The following is an 18,323-nucleotide window of genomic DNA, read 5'->3' as shown; positions in this document are numbered from 1 at the left end:
GTAATAAAGCAATACCAGTGCAGTCCAATGATGTTATTAACGAAGTCACTGCTTCAATATCGTCATCATTCCTGAATCCATTCTGAAAACACGGTCCGCCAGATGGAAATAGTGGTCGTCATGGGTAATAACGACGACCGTTTTTCCACGCTGCTTCATCTCCGGCAGAATTTTCTCATAAAATATACGCTTAAACTCCGGATCTTGATCGGCTGCCCACTCATCAAAAAGATATATATTCTTGTTATCGAGCAGCACCGTGAGTAATGCCAGTCTCTTTCTCTGGCCGTCTGAAAGCGATGTTGTGGAAAATACACCTGACTTAATGCTGACTTTGTGAGAAAGCCCTAGACTCTTTAAATACTCTTCAATTTCCAAATCGCTTGTATCAGCAGCAATCAGTAGCGAATCAAAAAGATGATAGTCGGAGTAAATACAACCGATATGCTGCCTGACCGCGTCACGATTTCGATCATCAATCTCCTGATCGTCTACCTTTATTAGCCCCCGACTGGGTAAATAATGCTGGGTGATCAACTTCGCCAGCGTAGACTTGCCGCACCCATTGCCGCCGACGATATAAATCAGGTCTCCCTGTCGGAGCGTGAAATTGACCGGGCCGATGCTAAATGCCGTATCCTGATCATGCACCACATGTTCATACACCACATCATTGAAGGTCATTTCCCGCCAGGGCATCAGCGTTCCATCCCCGCCGATCGTGGATTCGGCAGGCATAATGCTGACAATCTCCCTGATTTTCTTCATGGAAATAGCAGCCAGCGTTATGTTGTGGACGTTATTTATAATGACGCTGATAGGAGCGGTGATGTAGAGCAACGTCATGATTACGGCGATCAGTTCCTGAGCAGTAACGGCATGATAATTACCAAATATAAACATGGTGAAACCGATGACGAAAAAACTGAGCAAATCGCCATAGTTCACTGCAATAGCCAGTATGGTTTGTCCCTTTTTTTCATTACTGGCAATATTATCTTCAACGGCATTGAGTATATTTTGATGAAAGTAGTCGCGCTTGGCGCGGTCTAGCTTCAGCTCTTTTGCGCCACGAACCAAAGCAATATTCAAATTACGCAGTTCATCAACCTTATTGCGTGTCTTCATCAGATAATGCCGGGAAAAATAAATGGGTATCTGATAAGTCAATACGCCAAAGGCTATTGCCTTTAGAATGAAAAAAACGATTTCATCGTTGACAACATACAGATACAGCATCATGCCCGTCACCGTCACCATGCTGATAACGATCGTTGGAATTGTCTTGGCACCCTGAATAACCTGCATAACATCGGTCGTTAAAATGGTAGTAATTCTTGCCAACCCAAGCCGCTCAAGCTCGACAATACTTAACAGGCTTATTTTGTGATAAATATTCTTGCGCAACTTTCTGGCGAAATCGATACCAACATTAATAAGAAGAATTTCCGATATCGAGGTAAAGAAAAGAATCAGCACAATCGCAATTAAGAACAGCAATGCAAGGCGATAGTTAGAAACAGTAACGCCTAATACGGAGATCGTCTTTTCATCGAGAATACTGACTGACGGCGGCAATGACTGCAACCCGCTCAACGTCAATGGAATCAACAATGCATATATCGCCCCCGCCAACGCTCCAAAAAATATCGAAAGTAATACCCGATTCGGCGCGCTATGGCTGAAACTCCGGAATAACCCCACAGACGGCTCCTTATTGACTCGGACGAGTATCGAAATCATTTGTTATTTCAGAGAATATGAATGTATTAAACGGCTTCACCATATCCCGGTAATGTTCGCTCATAATATTTCCGGATTGCCCCGTTGAGTTGATATAGCGTGTCCTGATTTTTCCCGATTGAACATCGATAATCATTCTGAAGCTTGCGCCTAATTTCTGGTCATAGCCTTTCGACAAGTCAAAATGCATATCGGCCACATTTATTGCATCAGGTGAGCCGCCATTTGCTATTCGTGTACTGAAAATATTGTCGAGAAACCGTATCCCGCTAAACAGGCGATGTTCGTAATAGCTGGAGTGCAGGTTTCCCCATTTCCAGCTATCCATATTATCGCCACGCATTCTGCTCAATTCGTCGAGCGCCTGATCGAGAGATTTCACCAGCACATCCTGACAGTTATGCCATGACGTCTGACGGCCGAATGTCTGGCAGTCGTTAGTATCGTCCTCGAGGATTTTCACCAGCGAGGAGAGTGGAATATAAGTACCCAGCTCGCTCATCAGCGTATTTTTTTCATCTTCGCCCCAGGATTTGGGTAGTGAATCCACAACCATGTTGATCCGCATATGCCGCGACCAGCTGATAATCAGGGTGGCGGCAACGCTCTCCCGGCTCATATCACCATCCCAGGTAGCCAATCTGTCTATTGCCATCTGCTGACGCCGGCCTGCCGGATGAATTTTATTCACCGCCGCGTGGCGAAATGCAGCAATATTCACATCATGCGTATCTCGTTGAATGGCTATCATGTCTTCGTGCGTTATCCGGTTTCTCGATACAGCCATTCTGTCGCCCAGCAGCCAAGTAATGCGTTGCGCACGCGCAGGCGATGCCCAGTCGTGGGAAATGAAATGCGGATATGCCTGATTACTGACCTCATTATTGGCAGAAACAATGAATCCCGACGCCGGATTCCAGCTCACCGGAAGTTCGTCAAACGGAATATAGCCTTTCCAGTCATTACGAAGGTTTTCGCCCGGCAATGGTAGTTCACCGCTGCCATATCCGCGAACCGGAATGGCCCCGGCGCTTATCATGCCAATATTGTTTTTCGTATCGGCATAAAGGAGGTTGAGCGCGGGTGCCGCCAGCAGCCGAACCGCCGACTGAAACGACGGCCAGTCGTGGGCGTAATTTATCCTCATGAACGCCATATAGCTGGTATCGTCTGGATCCAGTGCTGTCCATCTTAGTGACAGCGTCTGGCGAATAGTGGGAAACAGAGTGCTCACGACAGGGCCGTGGCGCGTCTCCTTCACGTTGAGCGTAACGTTTTTAAGGGGCGGATAGAGCATATCGGGAATACCACTGCGGACCCGAATAGTCTCCGTCCTCTGACTAAACGGCAGCCACTGGTTATCTGCCTTGTAGCGAGAGGGATCATCCGGCTTGACAGTTTCAGCATACAAATCTTCCACATCGGCGGTCAGGGCCGTGCCGCCCCATGCGATGTGTTCATTACTGCCGAAGATAACGAGTGGGAGCCCCGTCAGACTCATTCCCTGAGCGTGCAACCGGGCACCATTCTGCGACACAACGTACCACGGTGAAGGCTGCTGCAATCCCAGATGCGGATCGTTCGCCAGTATCGGATACCCTGTCTGGGTATGCGTTCCCGATACAACCCAGGCGTTACTACCCACCCCGGTCCCCCCCGTGCCAAAATACGACAATTGCTCCCTAATGCTGTTAACATCCCGCATCACGATGCTTCCCGAAGGGCTCAAGTCGGCAGCGCGGTCTGGCAGTGCAGAGATATAAGTGGGGAAAAGCAGCTTGATCTGCTCGTGATTCAAGCTTTCCGCGGCAACGTCATACTGGATTTCCTTGAACATGTTGCCCCCCAGATCAAGGGCGAACATTTTGACCCACGCCAGAGAATCAATTGGCGTCCAGTCTTCAGGCTTAACGCCCAGCAAAATAAATTCCGGAGGCAAGGTGCGCTGTTGTTTAATCGCCTGATTGACGCCAGCCGCATACGCGACCAGCGAATCCTGAGCCGGTCGATCCAGCTGTGTCCATGCCTGCTGTGCCGCACGATAAATACCCAGCGTTCTGATGAAAATATCGCTTTTCATCCCCTTCTCGCCGAGCATCTCGCTTAATCTTCCCTGAACAATGCGCTGTTGTAATGTTAGTTGCCACAACCGATCCTGCGCCTGCACATATCCCATAGCAAAATAGATACTATTGTCATCGTTAGATGAGAGATATACCGCGCCATTACGATCTCTTTTCACTTCGACATCATTATAACCCTGCCCTGTTAGCGTGAAATTTTCGGCGACTGGGAGGCTGCGCAGAAAATAAATATAGCCAAAAAGACAAACGGCAATAGCGGGCAATAGCAGGCATACCACGATGCGTAGTAATAAAGGACGACTCTTCATATCTCTCTCAAATAATGATGATATTGCTACTTTCCAACTAAACGTTCAGTGGGCAATCACATTTATCTCGTTATATCAGGGAAAAAGCCTGGAATTGAATGACACAGACCGTCTTTTTCTGCGCGCTGATACAAATAGGCGCCAACGGCCAAATCCAAAACACCAAGACCAAAAGGAGAGAAAATTATCGGACAATTTTTTCGCAATTGTATTTTGCCATTGATTAATTCAGCTAGAGAACCATCAACAAAATTTCTCCCACCACTGACTTGTTCAGCCAGATGTGGTGAAGTATTTGCCTTCATGCAATGTTCTACATCATCGAAAATATTGGCTGAACGTAAAACAATATCAGGGCCGATATCCCGAAGCGAGATATTCAATACGACCTGATTATTCTTTATTGCATCCGGTGCGGTGATATATGGCGTACCAGCGTTGGTAGCAAACACAATAATATCAGCTTCATCTATAGCGGCTGTCAGGTTTTCTGCCACGGTTGACTGATACCCATGGGTACTATTGACATACTGTGAAAATTTTTCGGCATCCTGTGATGTTATATCGTAAGCTACAACCCGATCGATATCCCAATTCTCAGCGCGGAAGAAGTCGGCGATCTTACGGGCAATGACGCCAGTACCAATGAATGCAATCTTTTTGGCAATTTTTCGATCGTTTGTTAGCGTATTAGCGGCGAGGACAGCCGATGCCGCGGTGCGACAGGCGCTGATTTGCGATGCTTCTAGTAAAGCAAAAGGATATCCGGTCTCATAATCATTCAAAGCAATGACGGCGGAAGCGCGCTGTATGTTCTTTTCTAAATTTTTAGGGTAGCTCGCAATCCATTTTATTCCCGCTACGGCGCCAATACCTTTTATTGCAGCCGGCAATGCAATAATTCTGGCTTCCGGTTTATCATCAAACCGGAGGAAATAACTATCAGGGTTATTGGTTATGCCTTCCTCATGGAGCAAATACGTTTCCCGAACGATCCTCATAATCTCATTGTAAGAATCAGCCAGAATTTCGGTGATTGTTTCTCCAGAAACCACATCAAACTTCATATTATTCATTCTGCAACTGCTCCTGATAAAGCATCACGACTGGATGACGTATAGAGTTGTAAGAAACCTTTTTTCCTGCACCATTCATCGGAATAAATAGTATCAATATAGCGTTCGCCACCATCAGGACTAATCATAACGACCACCGAGCCCGCGGGGATTTTATGGCTATAGTCTCGAATGGCGGTCAGTACGGTTCCTGTCGATCCTCCCACAAGAAAGCCGTAACGCCGTGCGAACAGGCGGCAGGTCTGCACGGTTTCCATCTCTGACACCTGCACCATATCAAACAAATTTTTACTATCGAATAATGGCGGAGGAACGCTGGCACCCATACCCGGGATATAACGAGGTGCCGACGGCGTACCAAAAATAACCGATCCTTTAGTATCAACTGCAATAATTTTTGTTGCCGGAGATTCCTCCGTAACAGTTTGCACGCACCCCATTAATGTGCCTGTCGTACCTGCTGCAATAAACAGATAGTCAATAACAGGAAATTCACTCAATAATTCTCTGGCCGTCAGTCTCGCATGGACTTCTCTATTCGCAGAACTTTCATACTGATTAGTCCACACCAGGCTATTATCAGATATCAGTCTTTTTTTTATATAATCGAGTCTTCCACCGAGATAGCCTCTTTCAGGATCGGGTTTTTCGATGACAATAACTTCCGCCCCGTAGGCTTTCATTACTTTGATGGTGTGAGGCAACGTATTTTTATCGGCAACGCAAGTGAACTTATATTTCCTTGCCGCACAGATGATACTTAATGCTATCCCCAAATTACCCGAACTGGATTCGATAACATGTTTTTTCTCTTTTAATCCGAAGTTTTTTTCTGCCGCATCAACTAATGCTATAGCAGTTTTTATTTTTATTGATCCTCCAGGGTTCATGTTTTCTATTTTAATATGGACACTATTATTTTTTATGAACTCATCAATTTTGAGAAAAATCTTTCCATCATTAATGCATTCTGCCGTTTGATGTATCATTTTACACTACCTTTGGAATTATCCTGTGAGTCATGTTTATCCCTGTGATATCAAACCCTGTTTTTTTATATAGTCCGATAGCTGCTTGATTATCAGGCTCAACACGTAATTTCAGTGTAGTCACCTGTCTGTTTTCAAGCATCGCTATCAATTTATTCATCGCCTCATGGCCAATTTTTTTATTACGATATTCTGGGGAGATATAAAAATCCATTATAAATACCGACTGCTCTTCAGGAGAGTAAAACAGCCATAGGTAGCCGACATGACAGGGAACATCATTGAGTATTTTAGTAATACGGAGCAGGGAGTTATTTTTTGTTGGCTGGTTGTCAGGAAAAGAGATGTTAAATGTAACATTGGCTTTTTTATGCGCTTCTGACTGACTGAGTTGATGGTTTCTAATTAGATCAATCACATATTCATTAACAAAGGTGGTACGATATGTCTCGATCTCACTTCTTGTGCATTCTTTCAGCGATAACATCCCTATACCTCATCCCAGATAATGACATATCAAAAGTATGTATGAATATTTCAACCTGAAGTGTTGCTATTAACTTATCACCTTAATATTACTTATGCTAATGAAAAATATCACGCAAAACCAAAACGTGGATATGGCGATATTCTGCTGGCTCGTTATCCCAGTTTGAGAAAATATTTCCCAGCGTTCCTGCATCTGCCATTTCAGGCTAAACCGGGAACGGAGTTACTTCTGAAAGCGATTCAAGTGATTCGCCAGCTTGACGCCGGCGAATTGAAAAAACTGCCTCAAGATGTACCCACCGATTTTATCCCCCGGGAACTTCGGCGTTCTCTGAAAGGAAAAGAGGGTAAAATCCAACGTAATGCTTGGGAGCTGGAGACCATAAAAAACCTTGGGGCACTGTGTTAAATCGACGATAGAATGAGCAAAGGAACATCATTTTATCAGACACCTCACCATGAAAAATTATATCGTGAAAATTGCCCTTCGGGGAATCAGTCCTATGCTCTGGCGTCGATTCAGGCTGTCAGGCAGGACTTCTTTAGCGGCTTTTCACTATATCATTCAGATCGCGCAAGGATGGCAGGATGATCACCTGCATCAATTCCGTATTTATGGTAAAAATTACGGCATTTCGTACTCCGGCGGGATTGCATTTTCTGATAACCCTTACAAAATCGCGCTGGATGACTTTGAATTTGATGCCGGTGATCGCTTTACTTATGAATACAATTTTTTTGAGCACTGGCTTCACGATATCCGTATTGAAACTATTCTCGAAAATTCTAATCTAACGTCTCCCTTTTGTCTGGCCGGAAACCGAATGCCCGGGGCGACGTTAGCCGATGAAACACTGGCACTGTTCAACGCGATTATTCACGCTAATGAAACGACCACAGTCGGAGAGATCCGTCCATTGGTTGAGGCACTTGATGCCGTCAGATTCAACCGCCGAAAGATTAATCGCCAATTAAGTCGGCTCAATCTTGATTCACCCGAACTGGAACCCATCGTGATAGGGCTGTAGCGGATAGGGTGATCGGTATCCATAAAGGTATACCTTTTCATCCGTGCTGAAAACAAGACCATAACACTCTATAAACCTCGAAAAAGTTAATTTTATAGAGTATTCTACAAATCTTTATCAGGTTTAAAGACTTTTGAGGTTAGTATGCTCTATGCCTATATTCGGGTGAGTTCGGTTGACCAACATGTTGAGCGCCAGAAAGAGGCGCTGTCTTCATCCGGTATTAAAATTGATAAAATGTATGTCGAACAGGCCAGTGCGAAAAACATCAATCGGCCACAACTTCAGGCTATGCTTCAACAGGTCAGAACCGGTGACACGATTGTTGTTCACTCCATCGATCGGTTATGCCGCAATATGATGGATATGTGTAGCCTGACCCTGCGTTTACGTCAGCAAGGTATTACACTGATATTCCTGAAAGAGCAGCTTACGTTTAGTGCTCACGAGAGCACGCCCATGCAAGAGCTGCAACTGCATATGATGTCGGCCTTCAGTCAGTTTGAACGGGCACTCATTCGGGAGAGGCAAAACGAAGGGATCGCCGCAAAAAAACAGCGCGGGGAACGAACGGGCAGGCCGCCTGCGGATATCAGTAAATTACCTCAAATAGACGCGTTAAGAGCAAAAGGCATCAAGTTAAAGCTGGCTTGCGATAACGTGGGGTTAGGTGTTTCTACGTATTATAAATTGCGTCACCAGCTAAAAAACGGGGGAATACAGTAGCCACACCCCCGGGAGGACAGCACCATGCAATTCACAATCCAAATCGCGATGGTCGATAAATCGGGGCATCGCCATACTGAGAAGTTATTCACGATAGAAAAACAGTCCGACGCCCCCAATGACATTGGACTTTCCCTGTCTGAATCTAAATTACTTTTGAACGCTATCCAGCAATCAGTGATCCAGAAACAGGCGGCGGAATATTTGGATGAACATCGCACTTGTCCTTGCTGTCAGCGAAACCGGCGAATAAAAGGCAAACAGACAATCCAGTATCGAACCTTGTTTGGCATTATTCCCGTGGAGGGATTTCGGGTTTACCGGTGTGCTTGTGAAAAACATTCAACCCACACCGTTAGCTTGCTCAATCACTGGTGTGATACGCATACTCACCCGGAACTCAGGTATATAGAAACCCGGTGGGCTTCATTGATGTCTTATGGATTGACCGCCAATCTTCTCAAAGATATTCTGCCGGTGGGTGAACGCTGTAATGCCGCCACAGTCAGAAACCACCTCTGCCAGACCGCTAAAAGACAAGAGGCCGAATTAGATGGGTTGCCTGATTTTCTCCCCGGCGATCCCAGAGAATGGGAAAAATTACCCAAACCGGGAAAACCGATGGCGGTGGGTATTGATGGGGGGTACGTCAGAAACCGGGACGACAGAAAACATCATTTCGAAGTCATCGCCGGAAAATCATTCGCAACTAATGTTCCGACCAAACGTTTTGGTTTTGTGCAGTGTCTGGAAAATCATCCCCGAAGAAAACTCATTGCCCAGTTATCTTCACAGGGAATGCAGGCGAATCAACAGATTACTTTCTTATCAGATGGCGCTGATAACCTCAGGGATCTGCAATTTAATTTGTACCCTGAATCCCAGCACGTGCTCGACTGGTTTCATATCACAATGCGCCTGACCGTCTTAAAACAATATGCCAAAGGGGTATCAAAAAACGCCCCTGAACTCGGTGCAGAATTATTAGACGTTTTAACCAGCACAAAATGGTCTATCTGGCATGGGAATGTCAATAAGGCATTAGAATATTTGGATCATTGTGCCTTGATATGTGATGACGATACATTGCATTATGAAAACCATAAATCGCTGTTAAAACATCTTGATGAAATGTATACCTATATTGAAAATAACAGCATGATGATCCCGAATTATGGTGAAATGTACCGATATGGTGAACCGATCTCCTCGTCATTTGTTGAATCGGCAATCAATGAAGTTATCGCTAAACGTATGGTGAAAAAGCAGCAAATGCAATGGAGCCAACAAGGCGCACATTATTTACTCCCGACACGCACAGCGGTACTTAATAATGATTTAAAAGCCCGATTTGAGTATTGGTATCCGGGAATAAAGTTAGGTGAAGAAATGGAGCGCTATTTGACAGAAGCTGAAGCTATTGCGGCATAAGTGCCCCACACATTTTTATGCTCTCATAACCCTATGGTGACAGAGCAATTACGGCTGTAGTACTAAGTATTGAGCTTGAGTGATAATAGCCACCTTACCCCACAGCCATGCCTCAACCGCTTCCTTTGGATTTCATCTCACGATGAACACTCTTCTCAACTCCAACACTGTATCTCCATTAAACCAGTAAAACTTTAGGCCCACATCGTTCAAGAATACGGAGCATTCTAAGTGCTGGACCACTTGGTTTTTTTTCTTCTCTCTCCCATTTAGAAATGCTTTCTTTTGACATTCCTAATGCCATTGCCAGTACAGACTGGGACATTCCATACTGTGCACGAAGTTGCTTTATCTCAGCCCCTGTCATCATAGTAACAGTTTTAATCTGGTCGTTGATTTTACGTGCATTGACGGCTTTTTTTAGATCGTTAATCAAGCTTTTTGGTGCAGCATCGACTGCGTGTAGTTCTTTAGCTAATTCAAGCATATTGTTTAATTTATTACTCACAGATGATTTCCTCCAAGATACCATGGGCTATTAACTCATTGATCTTCTGATCAGTGTAGCTAAGGAAAAGTTTGGAAAGCTGTTTATAGGCTTCCAATTCATCATCCTCAATTTCTTTTGCTCCTCTAGAGCTAACGGTATTCTTTGTCCAGCCATCAGCAAAAAATAGATGGTTATTAATCTTAAAGAAGATGATAACTCTTACGCCACCACTTTTACCTTTTCCATCAATCGCTATTCGCTTTTTAATCACTCCACCACCCAGATCAGCTTCAAACATCCCATTCTTAACTTCTTCTGCAGCATTTAATAACTGTTGATCGGAAATGTTAATTTTCTTTGTGCTTTTTTTAAACGACGATATTTTATAGAACGCCACAAATGCCTCCGAGTGGTAATGAGTACTATAGTAACAGGTACTGCTTTTAATGCAATAATTAAGCGCAAAGTGTTTTTACTTTTTTTTGTGGATTTTATGAGCGAAGCGAGTAAAAGGCGGCTCTCATAAATTAATGGGAATGAGGGAGCTGAACCGCCGAAGCCATAGAGGATCAATGGGATCTCGAAATCCCTCGTCCCTACTAAGCTAAAAAATTTATCAAGTGGTTTGAGCTTAATAAGTTCTGCCAAGGGCACGCAGTGGTCACGCCGTAAGGCGGGGCGTATCTGCGCGTTAGCGGGCGTTTACGACCGCTTACGGGACGTAATCAAATTTATTTTTTCCTTGAACGAAGTGAAAGGAACTAACATCGAGAGTTGTAGCCTTTAGGCTCAACTCGATTTGTGATTCCTTATTTATAAGGCTTGTTTTGTTCAGGAATAAACTTCGAAATTAATTACATGTAAAAGAATTTGTTCGAAGTTTATAGCTTATTTTTCACTCTTTTTTGTAGATTTCAGTTCTAGTAATCTATTTTAAATACAAAACAGCAGAAAAATACGGGAAAATCATGTGTGGAATAAGTGAAAAATGACTTATGGTTGCCACAAAAAAAACACCAAAACCGTGCTAGGCACGGTTATTTTGATTATTAATCAAAGAAATCTTTAGTTAAGTCAGGATGATCCCTTCTTGTTCAAGTAACAATCGATAAAATTGCTCCGAATATTCGTTTACGTGAGGATACTGTGCCTTTAATTTAGTTTTTGCATAATAGACAGCAACCGGTGTTGTTGTTTTTTGCCATTCAACAAACATACGCCAGTAAATTGAATCTGATTTATCTTTCTTTCGCAAACTATCGACCGAACGTTGCGTTCTATCTAGTTCGGCTTCCGGATTTTTTGATTTTTTACGATCTAACAACTCAATACTATCTTCAATTTGTTTGAGTGCTTCAGCTTTCTGTTCCTGTAAATCCGGAGCAACCACTGAGCGTTTAATCTTTTTCAGTAGCTGACGCAGCGCGTGTTTGCTTTCTATATCAATGCCTAATCGCACCATATTCAATAAATGACGCTGGTATTTTTTTTCCAGATTTTCAAGCTGACCACTTTTAATTGCCCAGTTTTGGAAGTCAATCAGGCTGCGCCGGATTTCGTCACACGGAATACCTTTAGACATAAAAAATTCCGGTTTCAACCAAATGCGCATGGGCTTATTTTGGCCGGCATCCCGGTCTTTATCCCGATGGACGACGATTTGCTCCAGTTGCTCAAGGACAGACAAAGCATGAAGTGCCACATCATACGATTTACGGCCGTTATCATATTCATGCAGTACTCCCATTGCTTTAGCAATAAATTCAAAGGGCACCATCACTTCAAACAGATAATCATGACCGGGGAAAAAATCCGCATTCGCCACGAATGCCAACGACAACGAGGTTAATGCTTCACGGCTCTCAGAGCGTGTACTGATACGCATGGGTTTTGGCACATAGTGCGGATTTTTTCGCTCGGAATACGGCGTATAGCCCTTTTGACGAAGCGCGATAAGAGCCCTATCCCGCCGCCAGTCATGACTTTTTAGGGTACGAGACAACCGAGCAGGCGTTCCTGTTGGGATTTTGATGTCCTGTTTCGGGATATTGCGCCGATGGATTTTAGGCTGCCCCCGACGTAAAGCGTTGTATTCACCACGCCGGCTACGACGAACTGAGGGATCAAATGTTGATTGGGTGTGTTGATTTTTAAACACATCCCCTGCACTTATGGCGGGGATTAAAAAGTTGCAATAGAAGTCTCATCGTTCTATACTCCTATGCAGAAAACACAAATTGATTTCTGCAAGTGGGCCCCATATATCTGACCTTACCGCCAAGTTTGATACAGATTGTGGGGTTTCTTCTTTTTAGCGGTTAGTTAACCACATTATTAACTGCCCGCACTTAGTCACCTTTCGGCGTGACTGACCAACGAAAAACCCTGATAAGCTAGCACTGTGAAACAAAAAATTCAATAAACCTTTATAATTGCTTTTGTTCTCACCAATACTCTATCTAAAATTATCAAAAAAATAAAATAAGTAAACAAAAATTAAACAATATTCATACTAGCACCGGAAGAATAAACTCTCAAGAAAGTTATAACTTAACATCATTAGTACTGTGATCCGCACTGGCTCTTTCGATTAAGCGACTAATCATCTCACCTTGAGATACTCCCTCTACTTTGCACATTTTTTGTAACTGTAGCTTCAGTTCATTAGATACATATACTCTAATAGATTTATCATTTGCAGCTTTACGACGAGCAATAAAAGCCTGCTGTCTTTCAATCCCAGTTAATCGGTTACCTTTTCTGTATGGGCGTTTTGAAGAAGAAGTAGCAGTACTTGTTTGTGGCATAGAACCCCCATGCATATAATTCAAAATCTACTTATTGGCGAATAAACTAGTATATATCATAACCAGTTAATATGGGTTATTCCCGAACAATGCACAGGTAAATTGAGGTAAAAGTCACAGCAACAGTTTGACGTCTTCTTACCTAACCGTTAATATTTTTTCTACAAAAACGATCCATCGCCTATCAGGATCGCCTTCGGGTGGCGAAATAAAACTCCTGTAGCCTGAAAGGGAGAGCAAAATAGCGGTACATCTGCACACTTTTGGAAGCAGATATCGTCTGACGATGAAAGTTATCCTGTCACTTTATACACCAGACAGGCTTATCACATACATTGAGCAATATCCTGCTACGGTCACCATAACCGTTTTACCTTATACGACTTTTACCTACGCTTTAAGTCACGCACAATAAACGTCCCGAAAACTTCGCGGCGTCACTTGCGTTTAAGCGAAGCGATTACCAAGTGACGCCGCCAGGCGATCAACGTCCAGAGCACGTCCGGTCTGGCTTTACGACCAATTTGAACCCGTATTACTCAGTGTCACCACTTTTCATTGGCATTTTTCTGCCTTAATTCACTTATTTCGTTTGTCTTTCACTCACCGCCTTGTAATAGGCCGATGCAGTAAAAAAGGAGTATCACACCACGTCAAGATAATGAGGCGTTCATCCTGATTAAATCAGGCACTGAACGGGGAGTAAACCATCGCCGTGCCTGGCATGCACGTAGCGAACTCCTGCAATAACTTACCTCAATGCTGTCTCTGCTACACATTATCTGACGCACCACGGAACGGTGAACCTAACCGACACGCAGGGAAAATGTTTCGAAATAAGTAAAATGAGTCTGAAAACAAAGGGGAAATACGGATAGCGAAGTGATCACGAACGAGAATAAATAACAAAGATTGATTTAGCCGTCCGTTTTCTCCCCTGAGTTTGTGCGCTTTTGAGAGGAATTATAGCCGTTAAACTTAGCGGTTTAGTTATTGAGTAAGCTAAAACAATCAGTTAAAGTATTCCCGCCATTGGCAAATACCAATGGTCAGGGATTTGCAACCCTGTGGACACTTCACTGGTAGGATATTTCTACCAGTGTGCCTGCGTTCGCCTTTTCTATGGGGATTCAGGCAGGGGAGGTTTCGACCTCGCCGGATGAGTGTCCCGGTATTGCAAACCCTGTCTGGATCGCCACCATCAATATTAATTAATGGAAAGGGGTAGCAGGAATGAATAACAATGTTAGAAATGACTGGCATCAGGCCGACATTATTGCTGCATTACGTAAACGCGGTACAACCTTAGCAGCACTCTCCCGAGAAACGGGACTCAGCTCATCAACACTCGCAAATGCATTCAGCAGACCGTGGCCTAAAGGTGAATGGATCATCGCAAATTATCTCGGCATCCATCCCTCAGAGATTTGGCCTAGCCGTTATTTTGATCAGCGTGGTCAACTTATTGAGCGTAAAATTCGCAACAAACCACAGAAATAACCCACCTTTGTTTTTTAGCCAGTTTGTGAAAATGATAAATTTTGATATGAAGCCGTGAGATTTAAATGGCAGCCTGATTTAGCCATTTTTAAACTCCACGGCTTTTTTGGTTTACTTTGACTTTGCGTGCTATCTAAAACCATATCCCCGTTTCTATGTTTACCAGCTCACCTTTTTCATGTGGAGTTTGATGATCTCTCAATAGCCCTCCTGATAAGCAGGTTAAGCCAGAACACAAAATTCTATCCCCCCTCTGAAATTGATGCGAAATTCTGGCGATTTCACCCTGAAATTTTTCATTAAAAATGATTTAAAACAATAAGATAAAAATGAAATACCTATGGAGAAAAATAAGCAAAATAAAGCGTTTTTCAATTAAAAAAAATTTACATTTATTACTTTATGTAGGATATTTAAATAAAATCAAAAAACCTACATATAGAGTAAAGATATGAATGAACCCTATAAACAATTAGACAAGGTTGCGCAAAGGTCAGTTCGTCTACTCCAGTCACTCAGCGATCAAATCCAAAGCCAAAAGCAGGAGCTGAGTAAAACAACCTATTACCAAACGTATTCAAAAGCGGCCCTCGCAAAATTACCAAAGTTAACGCGTGCAAGCGTGGATTATGCCGTTAACGAGATGGAAGGACAGGGATATGTATTTGGCAAGAAGCAGGCAGGCTCTTCATCCAAGTACGCAATGACCATTGAGAACATCATAGATCTGTACCATCACAGAGGCGTCCCCAAATACCGGGATCGCTATCACGAAGCATTGACCTTCTTTATCGGTAACTTGAAGGGTGGCGTATCTAAAACCGTCAGTACAGTTTCTCTGGCACATGCATTACGTACCCACCCACACCTGATTTTCGAAGACCTTAGGATCTTGGTCATCGACCTTGACCCACAGGCATCGGCAACTATGTTCCTCGATCATAAGCAGTCGATCGGCTCTGTTGATACAACATCAGCCCAAGCCATGCTGCAAAACGTTTCACGCGAAGAGTTACTGTCTGAATTTATCACATCCTCAGTTGTTTCTGGCGTAGACATTATCCCAGCATCCATTGAAGACGCATTCATTGCATCACGTTGGGAAGAACTTTGTGCAGAACACCTGCCAAACCAGAACATCTATACCGTTCTGCGCGAGAATATCATCGATAAAGTGAAACACGATTACGACTTCATCTTTATTGACAGTGGGCCACACTTGGACTCCTTCCTCTCTAACGCGATCGCAGCCGCAGATTTTCTGATGACGCCAATTCCACCTGCACAAGTGGATTTCCACAGTACGCTGAAATATCTGGCTCGCTTGCCGGAGCTGGTAGATATAATCGAATCGACAGGCGCATCGACTCGCCTCAGCGGCAACATCGGTTTTATGTCCAAATTAGCGAATAAGACCGATCACAAGCTGTGTCATAGCCTGGCAAAAGAAATTTTTGGTGGAGATATGCTTGATTTTGCTATCCCTCGACTGGACGGGTTCGAGCGTTGCGGTGAGTCTTTTGACACCGTTATTTCTGCAAACCCTGCCACATATATCGGCAGTGGGGAAGCATTAAAGAATGCGAAAGGAGCAGCAGAAGACTTTGCCAAAGCAGTTTTTGACCGTATTGAGTTCATCAGAGCTAACAGAGGCAACAATGCAAAATAAAAAACGTCCAACTATCGGAAGAACGTTCAATTCAATATCCTTGAATACGCTGCCGGGGAACCAAACTACAGAACAGAGTTTTATACTTGCCTCGGGTCAAACTGCCATATTTCAACTAGAGCGCATCTCAGCCGATAAACTGGAGTCTGAAACTACCGTTAATTTTTTGGTTAACGGTCGGGATCAAAGCGCACTGACAAAAGAATCTGTCAGTGACATCATACGCACGATCAGTCTGCAACAATTCTTCCCGACAATCGGTCGTCGTATTGATGGCAAGATAGAGATCCTGGATGGTTCTCGCAGACGTGCCGCCGCTATTTTCTGTGGTGTAGGTTTAGATACCTTAGTCACGAACACAAACATAAGCATCAATGACGCAAGGCAACTTGCCGCAGATATCCAAACTGCAAAGGAGCACAACATTCGTGAAGTCGGTCTGCGACTGATCCAATTGCGAGAATCGGGTATGACCCAAAAAGAAATAGCTGGGTTTAACAATATGTCACAAGCTAAGGTAACTCGTGCAATCCAGTGTGCTTCGGTACCTAGTGATATTGTCGCCGTGTTCCCTGTCATCGCAGAACTGAGCTACCCAGACTATACAGCGCTTTTGGACATCACCGTAGATATTAAGAAAAACAAACTTTCGATTGATGAAGTTGTTAGCTGTGTGCGTGATGAAATCCAGAATATGAACAAAACCAAGCTGGTTGCTCCCGACGAAATAAAATCGAACATCATCAAGCTGTTTAAAGATTTTTGCAGCAACAAAGCAAAAAAAAACACAGTAGAAAAGCAGCAAGTAAGTTCTCTTTGGAACTTCAAAGATAAGGATTCCTTTGCCCGTAAACGAGTTAAAGGCAGATCTGTGAGCTTTGAATTTAACCGCGTACCAAAAGAATTTCAGGAAGAATTGGAAAGAATAATCCAAATGTTAATGCAAAAGCATTTCAATTCAAATGGATAATTAGCCAGCCAATTTTACTTATAACAAACTGAATTGATTGTGTTTATTTGAAAAATTTCAGTGTGAAATCGCCAAAATTTCATGGCAGAAGAGCTATGTATCAAATACCATTTATATTCTCACTTTAAAGGATTCTATCGCTTAACAAAGAATGTTTGTGTGAAAACTAATTGATTAATGCTTATATAATCAATTGATAGGAAAAAGGCTGCCATTAAAAATTGGACATTCCGACCCTTGCAGACATTCTCCTTTGCGTAACATGCTGGCTAATTCAATTCCCGCTAACACGGTCTGTGTCTGCCTAAAATTTTTGAATCCCAACATGGGACTTATTCACCGTTTGACACTGCGATGATCTTGTTCAATCAGGTTATTGAGATACTTATTCTGCCGGATAACAATGACTTCTTTGGCCTTGTTTATAATTTTGTTTAACTCATCCACGACGGTTTTATTGGCACCACTTTTATCAATAGTCATCACGTCAAGCTACCAATGCTGACGCATCGCTTTCTTAAAGAAACACAATGCTGCCTTTTTATCCCGATGAGTTGCCAGCAAAAATTCAACCGTATTACCGTCTGAATCCACAGGTCTAGTAAAGGTAACACCATTACCCTTTGATTTTGATATAAGTTTCATCTATTCGCCATCGACGCCCAACTTCAGGTTTGCTCCATCGATAACGTTTAACGATCAATGGAGCCAAATGGTAAACCCAACGAGAGAGCATGGAATGAGCAATGGTAATTTACACTAAGCCATCACTTCTTCCAAATTACACAGGCTCAGCATGTAGAACAGGTACCAGCGAATACATTGAGCTATGATAACGTGAGCTTCGTATATGGTCTTCCCCAGTATTGCAAGAGAGCTTTTCAGACAAAAGAACAAGGTAGCTTACGTATATCCGTACATGAACTCCCGCTTATGTGCAAGATAAGTTCGTTGAATGACGGTCATAACTGCGTTCGTACATTCGGCTTCTGTGTTTGCAGGTTATTTTCTGC

At 43.4% G+C, this 18,323-nt stretch carries 16 protein-coding genes and 1 pseudogene; 7 read left to right on the top strand and 10 right to left on the bottom strand.

Annotated elements, in window-relative coordinates; all coding sequences use genetic code 11:
• Nucleotides 1–45: 45 nt before the first annotated feature.
• The 5 genes from Xvie_RS18065 to Xvie_RS18045 all read right to left on the bottom strand — a co-directional run bounded on the left by Xvie_RS18065 (nt 46) and on the right by Xvie_RS18045 (nt 6,687).
• Complete coding sequence (locus tag Xvie_RS18065) at nt 46–1,704, bottom strand: cyclic peptide export ABC transporter (protein ID WP_167376310.1); 1,659 nt, start codon at nt 1,702–1,704, stop codon at nt 46–48.
• 10 nt (nt 1,705–1,714) lie between these two features.
• Nucleotides 1,715–4,135: a penicillin acylase family protein gene (locus Xvie_RS18060; RefSeq protein WP_086110557.1), complete on the bottom strand. Its 2,421-nt coding sequence runs from the start codon at nt 4,133–4,135 to the stop codon at nt 1,715–1,717.
• Between the two features lie 62 nt (nt 4,136–4,197).
• Nucleotides 4,198–5,211: a 2,3-diaminopropionate biosynthesis protein SbnB gene (sbnB, locus tag Xvie_RS18055; RefSeq protein WP_086110556.1), complete on the bottom strand. Its 1,014-nt coding sequence runs from the start codon at nt 5,209–5,211 to the stop codon at nt 4,198–4,200.
• Nucleotides 5,208–6,200 (bottom strand): 2,3-diaminopropionate biosynthesis protein SbnA, encoded by a 993-nt coding sequence (sbnA, locus tag Xvie_RS18050; RefSeq protein ID WP_086110555.1) that lies wholly within the window; start codon nt 6,198–6,200, stop codon nt 5,208–5,210. Before sbnA ends, sbnB begins: the two co-directional genes overlap by 4 nt.
• Before the next feature lies 1 nt (nt 6,201).
• A complete protein-coding gene (locus Xvie_RS18045; protein WP_086110554.1) occupies nt 6,202–6,687 on the bottom strand; it encodes a GNAT family N-acetyltransferase in 486 nt (161 codons plus the stop codon).
• A 63-nt stretch (nt 6,688–6,750) separates the two neighbouring features.
• Between Xvie_RS18045 and Xvie_RS18040 the strand changes: the two genes are divergently transcribed.
• From Xvie_RS18040 to Xvie_RS18025, 4 genes are all read left to right on the top strand, one after another.
• On the top strand, nt 6,751–7,098 hold the full coding sequence (locus Xvie_RS18040; RefSeq protein WP_208612618.1) for a hypothetical protein: 348 nt from the start codon (nt 6,751–6,753) through the stop codon (nt 7,096–7,098).
• 49 nt (nt 7,099–7,147) lie between these two features.
• Nucleotides 7,148–7,717, top strand: a complete 570-nt coding sequence (locus Xvie_RS18035; RefSeq protein WP_086110553.1) for a plasmid pRiA4b ORF-3 family protein — start codon at nt 7,148–7,150, stop codon at nt 7,715–7,717.
• 144 nt (nt 7,718–7,861) lie between these two features.
• Complete coding sequence (locus Xvie_RS18030) at nt 7,862–8,443, top strand: recombinase family protein (RefSeq protein WP_086110552.1); 582 nt, start codon at nt 7,862–7,864, stop codon at nt 8,441–8,443.
• 24 nt (nt 8,444–8,467) lie between these two features.
• Complete coding sequence (locus Xvie_RS18025; protein ID WP_086110551.1) at nt 8,468–9,874, top strand: ISKra4 family transposase; 1,407 nt, start codon at nt 8,468–8,470, stop codon at nt 9,872–9,874.
• Nucleotides 9,875–10,052: 178 nt separating this feature from the next.
• Here Xvie_RS18025 and Xvie_RS18020 read toward each other — a convergent pair whose 3' ends face one another.
• The 4 genes from Xvie_RS18020 to Xvie_RS18005 all read right to left on the bottom strand — a co-directional run bounded on the left by Xvie_RS18020 (nt 10,053) and on the right by Xvie_RS18005 (nt 13,171).
• Entirely contained in the window at nt 10,053–10,382 is a 330-nt protein-coding gene (locus Xvie_RS18020; RefSeq protein WP_086110550.1) for a helix-turn-helix domain-containing protein, read from the bottom strand.
• The gene (locus tag Xvie_RS18015; RefSeq protein WP_086110549.1) at nt 10,375–10,761 is read right to left on the bottom strand and encodes a type II toxin-antitoxin system RelE/ParE family toxin; all 387 of its coding nucleotides are present in this window, start codon (nt 10,759–10,761) and stop codon (nt 10,375–10,377) included. Before Xvie_RS18015 ends, Xvie_RS18020 begins: the two co-directional genes overlap by 8 nt.
• A 672-nt stretch (nt 10,762–11,433) precedes the next feature.
• Entirely contained in the window at nt 11,434–12,522 is a 1,089-nt protein-coding gene (locus Xvie_RS18010) for a Replication protein (RefSeq protein WP_244175724.1), read from the bottom strand.
• 385 nt (nt 12,523–12,907) lie between these two features.
• Complete coding sequence (locus Xvie_RS18005; RefSeq protein WP_086110548.1) at nt 12,908–13,171, bottom strand: RepB family protein; 264 nt, start codon at nt 13,169–13,171, stop codon at nt 12,908–12,910.
• A 1,233-nt stretch (nt 13,172–14,404) separates the two neighbouring features.
• Between Xvie_RS18005 and Xvie_RS18000 the strand changes: the two genes are divergently transcribed.
• The 3 genes from Xvie_RS18000 (at nt 14,405) to Xvie_RS17990 (ending at nt 17,310) form a co-directional block, all read left to right on the top strand.
• A complete protein-coding gene (locus tag Xvie_RS18000) occupies nt 14,405–14,671 on the top strand; it encodes a helix-turn-helix domain-containing protein (protein WP_074020950.1) in 267 nt (88 codons plus the stop codon).
• Between the two features lie 451 nt (nt 14,672–15,122).
• On the top strand, nt 15,123–16,340 hold the full coding sequence (locus tag Xvie_RS17995) for an AAA family ATPase (protein WP_086110547.1): 1,218 nt from the start codon (nt 15,123–15,125) through the stop codon (nt 16,338–16,340).
• The gene (locus tag Xvie_RS17990; RefSeq protein WP_086110546.1) at nt 16,330–17,310 is read left to right on the top strand and encodes a ParB family protein; all 981 of its coding nucleotides are present in this window, start codon (nt 16,330–16,332) and stop codon (nt 17,308–17,310) included. The genes Xvie_RS17995 and Xvie_RS17990 overlap by 11 nt, the downstream gene beginning before the upstream one ends.
• A gap of 189 nt (nt 17,311–17,499) precedes the next feature.
• On the opposite strand, the pseudogene Xvie_RS17985 reads toward Xvie_RS17990, so the two are convergent.
• Nucleotides 17,500–18,177 (bottom strand): annotated as a pseudogene (locus Xvie_RS17985) (IS6 family transposase).
• Nucleotides 18,178–18,323 lie beyond the last annotated feature (146 nt).

Source organism: Xenorhabdus vietnamensis (assembly GCF_002127535.1).
Lineage (GTDB): Bacteria > Pseudomonadota > Gammaproteobacteria > Enterobacterales > Enterobacteriaceae > Xenorhabdus > Xenorhabdus vietnamensis.
The sequence above is the reverse complement of the archived record's forward strand: the minus strand, read 5'-3'. Positions and strand labels throughout refer to the sequence as shown.